Origin of the sequence: Nocardia sp. NPDC057353 (assembly GCF_042667085.1) — a bacterium.
Lineage (GTDB): Bacteria > Actinomycetota > Actinomycetes > Mycobacteriales > Mycobacteriaceae > Nocardia.
On record NZ_JBHVAK010000043.1, the window covers coordinates 1 to 14,740 of the forward strand.

General features: G+C 72.9%; 16 protein-coding genes. 6 read left to right on the plus strand and 10 right to left on the minus strand.

Going from position 1 to position 14,740, the window contains the following annotated elements:
- Positions 1-30 precede the first annotated feature (30 nt).
- Positions 31-582, minus strand: coding sequence for a carboxymuconolactone decarboxylase family protein (locus ACFUUZ_RS21375; RefSeq protein ID WP_378698803.1), 552 nt, complete (start codon positions 580-582; stop codon positions 31-33).
- A gap of 177 nt (positions 583-759) precedes the next feature.
- On the opposite strand from ACFUUZ_RS21375, the gene ACFUUZ_RS21380 reads away from it, so the two are divergent.
- Positions 760-1,272 (plus strand): hypothetical protein, encoded by a 513-nt coding sequence (locus tag ACFUUZ_RS21380; RefSeq protein WP_378698918.1) that lies wholly within the window; start codon positions 760-762, stop codon positions 1,270-1,272.
- 3 nt (positions 1,273-1,275) lie between these two features.
- Here ACFUUZ_RS21380 and ACFUUZ_RS21385 read toward each other — a convergent pair whose 3' ends face one another.
- The 5 genes from ACFUUZ_RS21385 to ACFUUZ_RS21405 are packed head-to-tail and all read right to left on the minus strand — an operon-like array spanning position 1,276 to position 4,984.
- The gene (locus ACFUUZ_RS21385; RefSeq protein WP_378698805.1) at positions 1,276-1,599 is read right to left on the minus strand and encodes a hypothetical protein; all 324 of its coding nucleotides are present in this window, start codon (positions 1,597-1,599) and stop codon (positions 1,276-1,278) included.
- Positions 1,600-1,642: 43 nt separating this feature from the next.
- On the minus strand, positions 1,643-2,713 hold the full coding sequence (locus ACFUUZ_RS21390; RefSeq protein ID WP_378698807.1) for a dihydrodipicolinate reductase: 1,071 nt from the start codon (positions 2,711-2,713) through the stop codon (positions 1,643-1,645).
- Positions 2,714-2,748: 35 nt separating this feature from the next.
- Positions 2,749-3,585 carry an acyl-CoA thioesterase gene (locus ACFUUZ_RS21395; protein WP_378698809.1) on the minus strand — a complete coding sequence of 279 codons (837 nt, stop codon included), beginning with the start codon at positions 3,583-3,585 and terminating at the stop codon, positions 2,749-2,751.
- 50 nt (positions 3,586-3,635) lie between these two features.
- Entirely contained in the window at positions 3,636-4,130 is a 495-nt protein-coding gene (locus ACFUUZ_RS21400; RefSeq protein ID WP_378698811.1) for a twin-arginine translocation pathway signal, read from the minus strand.
- Positions 4,127-4,984, minus strand: coding sequence for a hypothetical protein (locus ACFUUZ_RS21405; protein ID WP_378698813.1), 858 nt, complete (start codon positions 4,982-4,984; stop codon positions 4,127-4,129). Before ACFUUZ_RS21405 ends, ACFUUZ_RS21400 begins: the two co-directional genes overlap by 4 nt.
- 146 nt (positions 4,985-5,130) lie before the next feature.
- Between ACFUUZ_RS21405 and ACFUUZ_RS21410 the strand changes: the two genes are divergently transcribed.
- Genes ACFUUZ_RS21410 through ACFUUZ_RS21420 form a run of 3 tightly spaced genes read left to right on the plus strand, consistent with a single transcriptional unit; the run spans position 5,131 to position 7,328 of the window.
- Positions 5,131-6,651, plus strand: a complete 1,521-nt coding sequence (locus ACFUUZ_RS21410) for a class I adenylate-forming enzyme family protein (RefSeq protein WP_378698815.1) — start codon at positions 5,131-5,133, stop codon at positions 6,649-6,651.
- Between the two features lie 11 nt (positions 6,652-6,662).
- Entirely contained in the window at positions 6,663-6,965 is a 303-nt protein-coding gene (locus tag ACFUUZ_RS21415) for a hypothetical protein (RefSeq protein WP_378698817.1), read from the plus strand.
- Between the two features lie 18 nt (positions 6,966-6,983).
- On the plus strand, positions 6,984-7,328 hold the full coding sequence (locus ACFUUZ_RS21420) for a hypothetical protein (protein ID WP_378698819.1): 345 nt from the start codon (positions 6,984-6,986) through the stop codon (positions 7,326-7,328).
- A gap of 109 nt (positions 7,329-7,437) precedes the next feature.
- Here ACFUUZ_RS21420 and ACFUUZ_RS21425 read toward each other — a convergent pair whose 3' ends face one another.
- Together ACFUUZ_RS21425 and ACFUUZ_RS21430 are read right to left on the minus strand one after the other, a co-directional pair.
- Complete coding sequence (locus tag ACFUUZ_RS21425; RefSeq protein WP_378698821.1) at positions 7,438-8,235, minus strand: acyl-CoA thioesterase; 798 nt, start codon at positions 8,233-8,235, stop codon at positions 7,438-7,440.
- 44 nt (positions 8,236-8,279) lie between these two features.
- Positions 8,280-8,933 carry a TetR/AcrR family transcriptional regulator gene (locus ACFUUZ_RS21430; protein ID WP_378698823.1) on the minus strand — a complete coding sequence of 218 codons (654 nt, stop codon included), beginning with the start codon at positions 8,931-8,933 and terminating at the stop codon, positions 8,280-8,282.
- Positions 8,934-9,065: 132 nt separating this feature from the next.
- On the opposite strand from ACFUUZ_RS21430, the gene ACFUUZ_RS21435 reads away from it, so the two are divergent.
- Together ACFUUZ_RS21435 and ACFUUZ_RS21440 are read left to right on the plus strand one after the other, a co-directional pair.
- Complete coding sequence (locus ACFUUZ_RS21435) at positions 9,066-10,058, plus strand: acyl-CoA dehydrogenase family protein (protein WP_378698826.1); 993 nt, start codon at positions 9,066-9,068, stop codon at positions 10,056-10,058.
- On the plus strand, positions 10,042-11,217 hold the full coding sequence (locus ACFUUZ_RS21440) for an acyl-CoA dehydrogenase family protein (RefSeq protein WP_378698828.1): 1,176 nt from the start codon (positions 10,042-10,044) through the stop codon (positions 11,215-11,217). The genes ACFUUZ_RS21435 and ACFUUZ_RS21440 overlap by 17 nt, the downstream gene beginning before the upstream one ends.
- Positions 11,218-11,223: 6 nt before the next feature.
- Here ACFUUZ_RS21440 and ACFUUZ_RS21445 read toward each other — a convergent pair whose 3' ends face one another.
- Positions 11,224-12,906, minus strand: a complete 1,683-nt coding sequence (locus tag ACFUUZ_RS21445) for a tetratricopeptide repeat protein (protein ID WP_378698830.1) — start codon at positions 12,904-12,906, stop codon at positions 11,224-11,226.
- On the minus strand, positions 12,903-14,738 hold the full coding sequence (locus ACFUUZ_RS21450; RefSeq protein ID WP_378698832.1) for a hypothetical protein: 1,836 nt from the start codon (positions 14,736-14,738) through the stop codon (positions 12,903-12,905). The genes ACFUUZ_RS21445 and ACFUUZ_RS21450 overlap by 4 nt, the downstream gene beginning before the upstream one ends.
- Positions 14,739-14,740 lie beyond the last annotated feature (2 nt).

Consider the following 14,740-nt stretch of genomic DNA (forward strand, 5'->3'; position numbering starts at 1 on the left):
GACCCGGAGCCCGGGTCCGCGCCGTCGGCGTCAGCGCTTGCCCTCGTAGCCCGCGGTGGGGTCGGGGGAGATGCCGAAGGTGTTGAAGGCCAGTGCCAGCGTGGTGTAGCAGCCGACGGTGAAGACGAAGTCCATGCGCTGCCGGTCGTCGAAGCGCTCGCCGAGCGCGTCCCAGGTCTGCGCGGAGAGCACCGACTTGTCGTCCAGCTCGTCCACGGCCTCGAGCAGCAGCCGGTCGAAGGGGTCGGGAGCGTCGGCGGTGCGCCGGGCCGCCTCCACCTCGGCGTCGGTCAACCCGACCTCCTTGCCCATGGCGACGTGGTGCAGCCACTCGTAGGTGCACTCGCGCCGGTGCGCCACCCGGAGGATGATCAACTCGCGCTCGCGCGGCTCGATCGTGGAGTTGAAGAGCAGGTGCACATTGAAGCCGAGGAAGGCGCGGGTCAGCTGCGGGTGCCGGACCAGGACCGAGAGCGCGTTGCCCGCGCCCTCGGGGTTGCGGCGCTCCCTGGGCAGCATGCGGGAGAGGGCCTTGTCGACCTCCTCGTCCCACTGGTCGCCCGGAAGGGGGGTCAGAGCCATGACGGCCTCCTGTCGGATTCGAGGATCGGCAACGGATTGTGCCGATTCCGCATATGGGTTCTCCCAAAGTGAGAATATACTTTCCACAAAAGAGAGCGACGCGCAGAACGGATCATCATGGCTGCTCACACCTCTGATTCCGCCACCGGCAGGCGGGCCCACTCGCGCAAGCACCTGCTGCGGTACCGCCTCGCAGTGGTCGCGCCCACCGCCGCCGACGTGGTGCGGCACGCGGGCGGCTGGCTGTGCGACCGCACCATGGCGGGGTGGGAGGTGACCGTCGTGCTGGCCGACACCTCCGACGCGCGGCCGCTGGAGATCCTCGGCGCCACCGTGCTCGATCTGGAGACCTCGCTGGGCAGCACCGTGCACGACACCTGGCCGCACGCGGTCGCGGTGGCGCCGGAGCTCTTCGACGCCGACCCGCGGGTGCGCCGCGGCGTGCTGGACTGCCTGGACAACGGGCTGATCGAGGTCGCGGTGTGGGGCGAGGAGCTGCCCGCGGAGCTGGACGCCCGGCTCGGTACCGTGCATCACAAGCTCAGCGTCGCCGCGCGCGCCTTCAAGGGCTGCGCGCTGGCGGCGGCGGGGCTGCGCGGCGCCGACATCGAGTACTCCGAGGTCTTCCGGAGCGGGGAGCTGCTGCTCACCGGCGCATGGGGCGGCACCGACCTGGTCCCGGTGGGCTGAGCGTCAGGCCGCGGGGGCGGCGCCGGTCACCGTGGTGCGCGGGGCGCCCCGCCAGCCGCACGGCAGCCCGCAGCTCGGGCTGACCACGACCTCGACGCGGCCGCTCGCCATCTCGCGCTCGACGGCCGAGGCCTGCGCGGGGTAGCCGCACTCCGGGCACTTCTCGAAGAAGTCGAGCACGTCGCGCACGCGCATGTGCAGCGGCCGGTCCAGCGGGGCGGGCCGCGCCGTTCGCGGGCGCAGTGCCCTGATGTCCGCGCTGCGCGGGGCGCCGCGGCGATCGGCGAGGCTCGGCAGCCTGTCGCTGCCGATCGAGGGGAGGTTCATGCTGCGAGAATATCATTCTCGCTTTCGGTAATTCAGGTTTTCGTCAGGGATGGCCGAGCTCGGCGACGAGCGGCGGCAGGTCCCGGGTGGTGCGGATGCCGGGCGGCGCGGCGCGCAGGTACGCGACGGCGTTCACCGCGCGGTTCGCGGCGTACCGCGGGGAGATCGCGGCCAGCCGCTCCGGCTCCACCGGGTAGCGCAGCGAGAGCTCGACCGGGGTCTCGCCCTCGACGGCGACGTGCCAGCCGGTCTCCCGCACCGTCCAGGCGGGCTCCAGCTCGGCGGTGCAGTACCAGGTCGAGCGGTATTCGAGCAGGTCGCGGCCGTTCGCGACGCCGGTGACGGTGATCCGCTGGGCCGCGACGGTCCCGGCAGGGAGCACCGTGCCCGCCAGCGCGACGTCCCGCGCGGCGACCGCGTGCTCGCCGCGCACCGCGACGCGGTCCAGCGGCAGCCGCAGCGACTCGGCGAGCAGCCGCAGCGAGGGCGCGTGCAGCCGCCGCGCGTGCGCCAGCCGCTCCGGCTCGAACTCGCGCGCCGCGCCGCCGAACCCCATGGCCTCCAGCATCAGCCGGTCGGCGCCGTGCGTGGCCAGCTGCACGCTCTCCTCGATGCCGATCCGCCGCACCCGGCGCTGCAGCGAGCTGAGCGCCACCGGCAGCGTCTCGGTGACGAACCCGGGCGCGACGCCGGTGCTCAGCACCGAGGCCCCGCCGAACCAGCAGGCCGCCTCGATCCGCGCGCAGACCTCGGGGTCCATGCTCTCCGGGTGCCTGAGCTCGCCGTGCGTGGTGACCACGTCGATCCCGGCCACCAGCAGCGCGCACACCTCGTCCGGGTCGAAGAGCCGCGGCATGTAGAGCACGCAGTCCGGGGCGAGCGCGAGCGCCTCCGCGACGTCGGTGGTGGCGGTGACGCCGGTGCGGCCATCGACGCCGCAGAGCTCGGCCGCGTCCAGCCCCGCCTTGGCCGGGTCGTGCACCAGCACGCCGCAGAGGACGAGGTGCGGGTGCTCGAGCACGGCGCGCAGCGCGTGCCCGCCGACATTGCCGGTGGCCCACTGCACCACCCGGTGCGTAGCGGTCGGGATCGGCAGGAGCGGTTCGGCGGTCATGCGGGGTCCGTTCGGTCGGCGGGGCGCGGGAGCGGCTACGGCCGGAAGCGGAGCAGCCCCTCCTGGGCGAAGGAGGCGACCAGCGAGCCGTCGCCGGTGAAGACGTCGCCGCGGCCGTAGCAGCGGCCGTGCGCGACCAGCGGGCTGTGGTGCCGCAGCAGCAGCCAGTCGTCGGCGCGCAGCGCGCGGTGGAACCAGAGCGAGTGCGTGATCGGCGCCGAGGTGAAGTCGGTGCCGTTGCCCGCCTGGCTCACCCCGCCGAGCGGGCGCAGCGCGGTGCCGATCGGGAAGAGGTCGGTGGCGTAGGCGGTGAGCGCCGGGTGCAGCTCGGGCGGGGCCGCCGGGGTGCGCATCCAGATGTCGAAGTCCGGCTGGGCGGCGCCGGGGTCGTCGAGGTCGGCGGTGGCCCTGGTCTCCCACGGCAGCAGCGGCATGGCGATCCGGTGGCCGGGTCCGGGCAGGGCGGGGAGCTCGGGGGCGGTCTGGTGCGCGGGGCCGTCCTCGGGCAGGTGCAGCGAGACCATGGCGGTGGCGACCACGTCCCGCTTCTGCCGCGCGGTCACGGTGAGCGCCGCGAACGAGCGCCCCTCCTGCTGGCGCTGCACGATGTAGTAGACCGGGGCGTCGCCCTTGCCCTCGTGCGCGAAGAGGGTGTGCAGCGACTTCACCGCCTTGGCCGGGCAGGCGAGCTGCGCGGCGCGCACGATCTGCGCGAGCACCTGGCCGCCGTAGAGCCAGCCGTGGTCCAGCGGGAGGCTCGGCCCCTCGTAGACGGTCAGGGTCTCGCGGCGCCTGCCGCGGTCACCGGGTGGCGTGGTCGGCCGCTGACGCAGGTCGAGGCACTCGAGCAGTTCTCCCCACAGGTCAGGCATACCTAACATTGTAAACGAACTACCAGCGCAGGAGAATGTAATTCTCGCGATCAGACCGGGTCGAAGGCGGCGATGCGCCAGGCGTCGGCGACCTTGTCAAGGGTCACCCGCACGCTGCTGGCGGCCAGCGCCGGGTCCGGCTTCTCCGCGCTGGTGGTGCTCTGGTTGATGAAGACCAGCACCACCGCCTGGTCCTGGCGCAGCTCGGCGACGGCGGCGCGGACCACGGTCGCGCTGGTGCGCACCGACTTCTCGCGGGCCGCGGGGGCGACCACCTGCTCGGTGAACTGGCTGTAGTAGTCCAGGAAGTCGCCGGTGAGGTGCTGTTCGGCGGCGGCGAAGTCACGGTCGAGGGTGTCCGGGGCGTACGAGAGCAGCGCGACGGTGCCCTCGGTCGCGGCCGCGACGGCCCGCTCCTGCGCGGCGTGGTCGGTGCCCGCGTCGGGGCGGTTCGCGGCGTACAGCGTGGCGGCGGTGGCGATCGAGGCGAGCACCAGGATCGCGAGCAGGATCGAGCCGGTGTGGGCGCGCAGGCGGGCGATCACGGGACGAACTCCACCTTGGACATGCGCACGGCGTCGCCCTCGCGCTGCACCGTGACGCTGAGCCGCCAGGCGCGCGGCTCCTGCTGCGCGCCGCCGGAGTTGGTGACCTTCGAGGTGGCGGCGACCAGGACGACGGCGGAGTCGGCGGTCATGGACTCCACCGCGACCGCGTTCACCGTGCCCTCGGTGGCGACCTGGGACTGTTCGATCACCGAGGTGAAGTCGGCGGAGCGGCCCTGGAAGTCGTCGCGGAACGGGCCGGTCGAGTTGTCCAGTACGCGCTGCACGTCCGCCGCCGCGTGCGTGAAGTCCAGGGTCGTCAGCGCGATCACCCCCTGCTTCGCCGCCGCCGCGAACTCCGCCGCCCTGCGCTCCTGCGCCGCCGCCTCGCGGTGCTGCACCCCGAGGAACCCCGACGTCGCCAGCGCCGCGGCGATGACCAGCACCGCCGCCGCCCGCAGCGCCGTCCGGCGCGGATTCGCCGCCAGCGCCGCCCGCACCCGCCCGAGGCGGGAAACCTCATCGGCCTCCGCGTCGTCTTCCGCCTCGACTCCGGCGGTGGTGCTCACATCGTCCGCGATAGCGGCCGGCTCGTCGGCCGCCGGACCGCCTGCCGCGGCGCTCGCTTCGCTGACGCTGCGCGCAGGCTCGTCGGCATCGCTTCCGGGCTCGGCGGCGCCGTCGGTATCGGGCGCCGCCCGCTTCCCCGCCTCGCGGCGCAACTGCGCGGCCCTGGCGCGCGCCCGCGCCGCCTCGGCCCGCGCCTCGGCGGCGACCGCCTCCGCCTCCGCCGCCTCGGCGGCGAGCAGCAGATCGTCCGCGACCACCGCGCCGGGTCCGGTAACCGGACTCATGGCGCACCTCCGTTCGTCTCGGAATCGGACGAGAATGACGTTATCACGAGAGTGAAGACCTATTTCCGCGATTCCGGATCGGACGAAGTGATTATGTTATTCTCGCCAATGAGAACGGCTGTATCACGAGGTGGAAAGGGTGCGGGATGAGCGTTTCGCTGCTGCTGGACATGGCGGCATCGAGCAACCCGGACCGCCCGGCCCTGGTATGCGACGAGGTGCGCTGGAGCGTCACCGATCTGCACACCGCGGTACAGGGCGGATCCGGCGTGATCGCGGGCTCCGGCGCGCGCAGCGTCGGCTACGTCGGCACCGGCGGCCACCTGCTCCCGCTGCTGATCTTCGCCGCGGCGGGCGCCGCGGTGCCCTTCACCCCGCTGAACTACCGCCTCGGCCCCGACGGCCTCGGCGCGCTCATCGCGCGCCTCGACACCCCGCTGCTGATCGCCGACGACGAGTACCACGACATCGTCACCCGGGTCGCGGGCCACGGGGTCACCGTGCTCCGCTCCGCCGAGTTCCTGGAGCGTGCGGCCACCGCGGAGCCGGTCGCCGAGTTCGCCGACCCCGAGCAGGTCGCGGTGGTGCTCTTCACCTCGGGCACCACCTCGACCCCCAAGGCGGTCGAGCTCTCGCACCACAACCTGGTCAGCTACATCACCGGCACCGTCGAGTTCGGCTCCGCCGCCCCGGACGACGCCGCCCTGGTCTGCGTCCCGCCGTACCACATCGCGGGCGTCGGCGCCGCGCTCTCCAACCTGTACGCGGGCCGGAAGGTGGTATACCTGCGCAACTTCGACGCCACCCGCTGGATCGACCTGGCCGCGAGCGAGCGCGTCACCTCGGCCACCGTGGTCCCGACCATGCTGGCCAGGATCGTCGCCGAGCTGGAGCGCACCGGCGCAGGCCTGCCCGCGCTGCGCACCCTCGCCTACGGCGGCTCCAAGGTCGCGCTGCCGCTGCTGCGCACCGCCCTCGAGCGGCTGCCCGAGGTCGGCTTCGTCAATGCCTACGGCCTCACCGAGACCAGCTCCACCATCGCCGTGCTCGGCCCGGACGAGCACCGCGCCGCGCTCGCCTCCGACGACCCGGCGGTCATCCGCAGGCTCGGCTCGGTCGGCACCCCGGTCCCGGGGATCGAACTGCAGGTCAGGGACGAGAGCGGAGCCGTGCTCCCGCCCGGCGAGACCGGCGAGCTGTACGTGCGCGGGCCGCAGGTCTCCGGGAAGTACACCGGCATCGGCTCGGTGCTCGACGCCGAGGGCTGGTTCCCGACCAGGGACGTCGCGACCCTGGACGCCGACGGCTACCTGTTCCTCGGCGGCCGCTCGGACGACACCATCATCCGCGGCGGCGAGAACATCGCGCCCGCCGAGATCGAGGACGTGCTGGTCGAGCACGCGCAGGTGCGCGAGGTCGCGGTGATCGGCGTCGAGGACGCGCAGTGGGGGCAGATCATCGTCGCCGTCGTCGTCCCCGCGGCGGGCGCCGCGCCGGACCCCGAGGAGCTGCGCGCCTTCGTCCGGGCGGGGCTGCGCGGCTCGCGCACCCCGGACCGGGTGGTCTTCCGCGATTCCCTGCCCGCCACCCCCACCGGCAAGGTGCTGCGCCGCGACCTGGTCACCGAGTACGGGCCGGAGCAGGCGGCGGACGCCGTCACCACGTAGAGAGGACGACAATGGTCAAGAACGGAACCCGACTGCGCAGCCAGGTCTGCGACACCGAGGTCATCGTGGTGCGCGCCGCGGAGAGCCTGGACGACCTGCGCGCGGGCGGCGCCCCCATGGTCCCGCTCGGCAGCGACGCCGCCCCCGGCGGCACCATCGAGCCCGCGTTCGCCGACGGCAACCTCATGGGCAAGCGCTACGTCGACGAATCCGGCGCGGAGGTCCTCGTCACCAAGGCCGGAGCGGGCACGCTCAGCGTGGGCGCCACTCCGCTGGCGCTCAAAGAGGCGAAGCCGCTCCCCGCGAGCGACTGAGGGAAGGAAGGTCCACCCGTGACCGAAGCGAAGATGCTCGTGTTCTCCAATGCCGTGGAAGGCCAGGACGACGCGTTCAACGAGTGGTACGACACCACCCACCTGGCCGACGTGGTGAAGGTGCCGGGAATCAGCGCGGGCCAGCGCTTCGACCTGCTGCCCGGCGCGCTGCCTGGCCGGGCCGCCGCCGCGCCCGCGCACCGCTACCTCGCGGTCTACGACCTCACCGCCGAGCCCGCCGAGGTGGTCGCGGAGTTCACCAGGCGGGCCGGGTCCGGGGAGATTCCGCTCAGCCCCACGCTGGACGTCGCGAGCCTCAGCGTCACGGTCTGGAAGCCGCGCGGGGACGCCGTCACCGGCTGACCCCCCGGAATGTGGAGGAGCCGCCCGCACTCCGGTGCAGGCGGCTCCTCCACTTCGTTCGGCAGGCGCCGAGGCTGGTGGCCCGCCCGCGCTGCCGTCTCGCCCCGCGTCAGGGGCGCGGGCGGAAGAGGGCCTCCTGGGCGTAGGAGGCGACCAGCTCACCGGACTCGGTGATCACGTCGCCGCGGCCGAAGATCCGCCCGCCCGCCAGAATCGGCGAGTGCTGGCGCAGCACCTGCCAGGCGTCGCTGCGCACCGGCCGGTGGAACCACAGCGTGTGCGAGGTGACCGCGGAGACGAACTGCACCCCGTTGCCGACGTGGCTGATTCCCTCCTCGGGGCGCAGCGCGGTGCCGATCAGGGTGAGGTCGGTGGCGTACGCGGTGAGCGGGGCGCCGAGCTCCGGATCGATCTCGGGGGTGCGCAGCCAGAGTTCGTAGGCGGGCGGGCCCGCCTCGGTGCCGTCCAGGTCGTCGACGGCCCTGGTCTCCCAGGGGATCAGCCCGAACTCCCTGCGGTGCTCCGGGCCGGGCAGCCCGCCGACCCCGGGCAGGCTCTGCCGCTCCGCCCCCTCCTCGGGGGCGTGCAGCGAGGCCACCGCGCTCGCCACCACCTGCTCGCCCTGCCGCGCGGTGAGCGTCGCGGTGGCGAAGGAGCGGCCCTCGTGCTGCGGCTGCACCTCGTACCGGATCGGGGTGTCCGACTTCCCCTCCCGCGGGAAGACCGTGTGCAGCGACTTCACCGTCTTCCCCGGGAAGGCCAGCCGGGCCGCCACCAGCAGCTGGCCCAGGATCTGGCCGCCGAAGACGCGGTGGTACTCCAGCGTCTGGTTCGGGCCTTCGTAGGCGGCGGTGTCGACCTGCTTCAGGTCGAGGGTGGCCAGCAGGTCGTTCCACATGTCGGGCATTCCCCGATTGTAAGGCAGATTATCTCTCTAAGAGAGTGGCATTCTCACTCCGGCGTGACGATGCCGTGCGCGCAGAAGTTCCAGACTTCCTCGGCGGTGATCGGCCGCGCCTCGCCCTCGGTGCTGCCCGGCTGCGAGATGAACATGACGGTGTGCAGCGTCATGGCCGCCATCCGGCGCGGGGGCAGGTCGGCGCGGAGCCGCGCCGACTCGCTCGCCTCGGTCATGAGCTCGGTGAACATGCCGAAGAGCACGGCGTGCGCGCTGCGCACCTCGGCCGGGTGCGAGCTGAGCAGCTGCGGCGCGAACTCGGTGAAGAGCGGGCGGCGCGCATCCGGATCGGGACGGCAGAGCTGGAAGAGCAGTTCCACCGCGATGCGCAGCTTCGCCAGCGGGTCGGCGTGCGTCGCGGTGGCGGCGCGGATCTGCTCGGCGGTCTTGGCCAGCGCGTCCTCGTAGAGCGCGAGCAGCAGCTCGTGCTTGCCGTCGAACTGCAGGTAGAAGCTGCGCAGCGACTGCCGGGAGCGGTCGACCACCTCCTGCACCGTGAAATCGGTGCTGCCCTTCTCGGTGATGATCGCCTGCGCGGCGTCGAGGAAGCGCTGCACCCGCTGGCCCGCCCGCTGCGTCGCGGTGCGCAGCGAGCGCTCGACCGCGCGCTGCTTCCAGGCGGGCTGCTCCTCGCTGCTCACGGGCACGCCGCGGGAGTGTGATGTGACGGAAGCGGCATGGTCCAGCTCCGTTCAGCTCTGGCCGATGTGGAGAATTCACACTACCGTATTTGAAGAATATTATTCTCATGTGATTTCGACGGAAGAGAGGCCGACCGCGTGTTGCTCGAGTTCGACTCCGATCAGCGGTTCTGGCAGCAGACCGTGCGCGAGGCCGTCGCGAAGCACTGCCCGCCCGCGCTGGTCCGCGAGGTGGTGGATCGCGGCGCCGACCCGGCCGCGCTGTGGAAGCGCTACGTCGAGCAGGGCTGGACCGGGCTGGCCGATCCCGCCGACGCCGTGGAGCTGACCATCCTGCTGGAGGAGCTCGGCCGCGCCACCGACCCCACCCCCTACCTGGCGACCATGTCGCAGTACGCGCCCCTGGCGGGCGCCGCCGAACCCGCGGTGCCCGGCGCCGCGCTCTTCGACGGGATCGCCGCGCACCGCGACGGCGGCGGCTGGCGGCTGGACGGCACCGCGCAGGTCCTCGACGGCGACCGCGCCGAGCGGTTCGCCGTCGCCACCGGCGCCGGGGTCTTCGTGCTGCCCGCGAGCGCCGCGACCGCGCGGCGCATCCCGGTCTTCGATCCGGTGCTGCACGTCGCGCAGGTCACGCTGGACGGCGTGCGGGTCACCGAAGCCGACCGGGTGGCAGCGGATTCCGCCCGCGCGAGGGCCGCCGCGCTGACCGGGCTCGCGGCGACCGGCGTCGGCGCCTGCGCCAGGGTGCTGGAGTCGGTGGTCGCGCACGTGCGCGAGCGCACGCAGTTCGGCGCCCCGATCGGCTCCTTCCAGGCGGTGCAGCACAAGGCCGCCGACATGCACGTCGCCGTGGTGCGGGCCCGCGCGCTGACCTACTGGGCCGCGCTCACCGCGTCGGCCGCCGACCCGCGCGCCCCGCTCGCCGCCGTCATGGCCAAGGCCGCCGCGGGCGAATGCCAGGCCGTGGTCTTCCGCCACGGCCTGCAGCTGTTCGGGGCCATGGGCTTCACCTGGGAGAACGACGTGCAGTTCGCGCTCAAGCGGGCCAAGGCCGTCGATCTGTTGCTCGGCGGGGCCGACGAGCACCGCGCCACGATCGCGAAGGAGTACCGTGCAGCTGTCGTTTGACGCCGACGTCGAGGAGTTCCGCGCCGAGTTCGTCCGGTTCCTGGACGAACACCTGCCCGCCGACGCCGCCGCGGGCGAGCGCCCCGGCTCCACCGGCGACATCCCCGAGTGGGCGCGGGGTTGGCAGCGGGTGCTCTTCGAGCACGGCTGGCTGGTGCCGGGCAACCCGCCCGGCTACGGCGGGCGCGGCGCCGGAATCCTGCAGCAGTACGTGCACCGGGAGGAGCTGGCGCGGCGCGGGATCTACGAGAACTTCAACCCGCAGGGGTCGGGGATCATCGCCGCCTCGCTGCTCACCTTCGGCACCGAGGAGCAGAAGCGGCGCTGGGCGGTCCCGATCCTGCGCGGTGACCTGACCGCCGCGCTCGGCATGAGCGAGCCCGGCGCGGGCTCCGACCTCGCCGGGCTGTGCACCCGCGCGGTCCGCGACGGCGAGGTCTACGTCGTGGACGGCCAGAAGGTCTGGACCTCCGGCGCGCACGACGCCGACGTCCTGCTCACCTTCGTCCGCACCGACCCCGCCGCGCCCAAGCACCGTGGCATCTCGGCCCTGATCATCCCGACCGACCTGCCCGGGGTCGAGCGCAGGCCGTTCGCCTCGGTCTGCGACCCCGGCGACCTGGACTTCAACGAGGTCTTCTTCGCCGGCGTTCGAGTGCCCGCCGAGAACCTGCTCGGCCCGGAGAACCAGGGGTGGCGGGTGGCGAACGGGTCGCTCGGGCACGAGCGCAACCTGCTCTGGACCAGCTTCGCCGTCCGGCTGGACGGGCTGCTCGCCGACTTCCACCCCACCGGGCCGGTCCAGGAGGACCGCTACGCCACCCTCGCCCTCGACGCTCTCGCGCTGCGCCTGCTCGGCTCCGGCGCGCTCGCGAAAGCCGCTGCCGGGCAGGACGACCCGGCCGAGATGTCGGTGCTCAAGCTGCTCGGCTCGGAGGCGGTGCAGCGCGCCTCCGAGCACGCGCTCGCCGCCGCGGGCGGTTCCGCGCTGCCGCACCCGGATGTGACGGCTCGGCACAGTCCGTTCAATGTGGACGAGAGCGCGCCGGGGTGGTTCGAGCGGTTCGTGCGCAGTTTCGCGGGGACCATCGCCGGGGGGACATCGGAGATTCAGCGGACGATCATCGCGGAGCGGATTCTGGGGTTGCCGCGGGGGTGAGGTTTGTCAGGAGTCGGCGGTGGGCCGGGGGATGCGCAGGTGCGGGTCGGGGAGTTCGAGCGGTGAGCTGTCCATCGGAAGCCCCGGCATTGCCGACGGGGGCGGCGGCGCCGCCGGGCTGGCGGGATCGAGAAGATCGGCTGCGGTGAGCCAGCCGCGCGCCTGGCGCACCACTCGATCGTGATTCAGCGGCTGGTCGGGCGCCGGCGGCGCGACGGCACTGCCGCCGAACTCCGGCGCGGCCCGTAGGGCCGAGCCGAGGTGGCGTAGGCAGCGGCCCCGGCCGCGGTCGTCGGCGAGCGCGCGGTACCCGGTGTACGCGGTGCGCCACGCGAGCAGGGCGGCGATCTGTTCACCGCGCATCCAGTGCAGGATGCCGAGAATCTCGGTGGCGTGTGCGCGGCCGCCGGGATCGCGGCCGTTCTCGGTGCGGGCGAAGGCGAGATCAAGGCGGTCACCCGCCGCGTCGAGATTGCCGCGGCGGAGCTCGACCACCGCGAGGTTGACCAGGACGCAGACCTCGGCGTGCAGATCCGCCCGCGGTAGCCTGCGCCAGACCTGCTCGAGCTTGCGAGCGGTCGCGTCCGGACCGTCCTCGGCGGTGTCGAAACGCTCTAGGGTGTGGCCGTGCCGACGGCGCGCGGCGACGGCATTGGACCAGGCCAGCGGGCGGAGCCGCACTTTCGGCGCGCCCGCCGGATTCGCACGCAGCTGCAGCAGGGCCCTGTGTAGCGGGAACTCCGACGGGGTCGAGAGCGCGGTGACCAGCGCGCGGAGGTCGGCGCTCCGGTGATCGTAGCCGTAGTACACGTCGAGCGCGTCGATGATGCGGATCAGCTCGGGGAGCACCGCTTTGGGCAATTTCTTGTGCGAAGCCACGTGGTGGCAGCCGGTGATCAGTCCGCGGAGGTCGCCCTGCACGCTGTCGAACCAGGCGCGGGCCGTCATAGCGTACTCGGGGTGTTCGAGCGCGGCGGCCCGTGCGCGTGCCCGCTCGGCGTGCTCGTGGACCAGCGTGTAAAGAGCCGTCGCCCATGCCGGTTTCGTCAATACCTCGGCGTGCGCCGATACCGGCTCCCACACCGTGGGGGAGTAGTAGGCGCCAGCCACTGCGAGGATCCTGTCCCGCAGCAGCTGTTCGACGAGGTCGGTAGGGGATCGGTAGGTCGGTGCGGACGAATCGCTCTCGCGGAGCGAGTGCGCGGCGTCGGTGAGCGCCGCGGCCACAGCGAGCAACAAAGCGCTGTCGTACCGGCGCGCCGGAAGGTGCTGCAGCACCGCCATCTCGGTGCGGTTCCGCGGTGAATCGACCGGCTGCAGTGAACTGTCTGCTTCGGATGCGATTCCGTCCACCGGAACCTGCGGCTTGTCGAGCGCGTCGAGCAGGGCGCGGGTCCGCTCGAGCCGCTCCCCGTCTCGCCGCTGCGAATACCACCGGTATCCGGCGAAGAGCACCCCGCCGACGACGAGCAGGATCCAGAACGCCCGCAGCGTGCTCGCCAGCGTCTCGACCACCTCGGACTCGCCGAAGGAGTCGACAACCAGTGTCCGGCCGAACTCCAGTGTGAGCGCCGTCGCGACCACCGGTGTGGTTCCGACCGCGACCCGCCATAGCGTCGAGCGTTGCTCCCCGCCCCGGCGTGCGGCGAGATCGGTATCCGAGGACGAGTCGGCGGGTTCCGTGCTCATCGCACCGCACCTCCGGTCAACCCGGGCACCAGCCAACGCCGCCAGGTGAGTACAAGCACCAGCACCGGCACCACCGCCGAGAGCAGCGAACCGGCGGCCAACCGGGCGGAGTTCTCCTCGAACTGCCGCGCCTCACCCCAGAGCAGCAGCGACCAGGGGCTACCGCCCGCGCCGCCGAGCAGGAAACCGATGGTGAAGTCGTTCCACACCTGCACCGACTGCAGCACCGCGACGGCGACGAGCGCGGGCCCGGCGGTCTCCAGCAGCCTGCGCACGGCGGTGCCCGGGGTGGAGAGGCCCTGCAGGGCGGCGGCGCCGTCCGGGGCGGCGAGCAGCGCGGCGCGCAGGACCAGGACGGCGATCGGTATTCCGGCGGCGGCGTGCACCAGGATCAGCGGGGTCTTGGTGCCCGCCAGCCCGCCGTGCTCGACGGCCCAGACGATCGGGCCGAGGTAGGTCTGCACCGGCAGCACCGCGAGCACGACCAGCCCCGCCACCACGCTCTTCGTCCCCGCCCGCTTCCATCCGGCACCGGGCGGCTCGGTCGCGGAGGGCTCGGCCGCGGCGAGCCGGAGCGCGGCGGGGATGGCGGCGGTCACCACCAGCAGCGTGCTGGCCAGCGCCACCCACCCCGTGCTGCCGAGCGAGCCGAGCAGGGCGCTGTCCCGGAGCAGCCCGGTCACCGCGTCGAGCTGGAAACCGTAGGGACCCCAGAATGTCGCGGCGACCAGGACCAGGATCGGCAAGGCGACGACCAGGAAGACGGCGGTGGCGACGAGCGTCCGCTTCCAGCCCGGGCGCTCCCTGGTCCGGTCGATCCGGGGTGCGATGGGCCGCCCGCCGCCGGTCTCGTTCTGGAAGAACCAGGCCGCCACGCCGACCAGCGCGGCGAGCGGTACGGCGTACACCGCCTCCGGACCGAAGCCGGTGTCCGGGTCGCTCGCCAGCCGCCACCAGAACACGGTGGCGCCCTCGTTCCACTCCTGCAGCGGCCACGGGACGCCGATGAGCACGGCGTCGAACATGCGCGCCGCGGCGACGCCGATGCCGGTGGCTAGGACGAGGATCACCGGACGCAGCTGCTCCAATCTGCGCTTATGCCGTCTCCACCCCTTGCGAGCCTTGATGTGGGCGCCCTTGGCGGGGGTGATGTCGGTAGCCCGGATGCCGTCGTGCAGCAGCGCGGTGGCGAAACCGAACCAGGTCCAGACGAAGGCGACCGGGGGCAGCAGGCAGAACCACCAGAAGACGGCGGGCTGCGAGTCGAAACCGAACAGGTCGGCCAGCCGCTGGAAGATCAGTCGGAACGCGACCCCGGAGACCAGCGCGGCCACCGCACACGGCGCCACCAGCGGCAGCCACATGTCCCAGTGATTCTGCAGCGACACGGCGAGGGCAAGCGCGACCGCGACCATCACCGTGGCGAGCAGCACCATGCACCCGGTGAAGAGGTAGGCCCGCGCGCCCGCCGGGCTCAACCCGCGCCCGACCCGGTAACAGGCCAGAGCGACCACCGCGACGGCCGCCACCGCCAGGCCGACCCGCTGCACCGGCTTCGCTCCGTGTTTCCTGCCGACGACGACCGCACCCACCACCGCCGCGACGGCCACCGCGCACCACAGCGGGACCGCGGGCGTTGTCGCCACCGCGAAACCGACGGTGACCGCCGCCGGGACGATCAATATCGCGGTGACCAGCACCGCCGCGGGCGCCGCCCAGAGCAGCGTCAGCAGGCGCCTGCGCGGCATGCCCGGCACCGGCGCCCCCCGCATGGGCCTGGTGGTCAGCGCGAGCCGGACGCCGTGCGCATCGATGTAGGCATTCGTGCGCACCG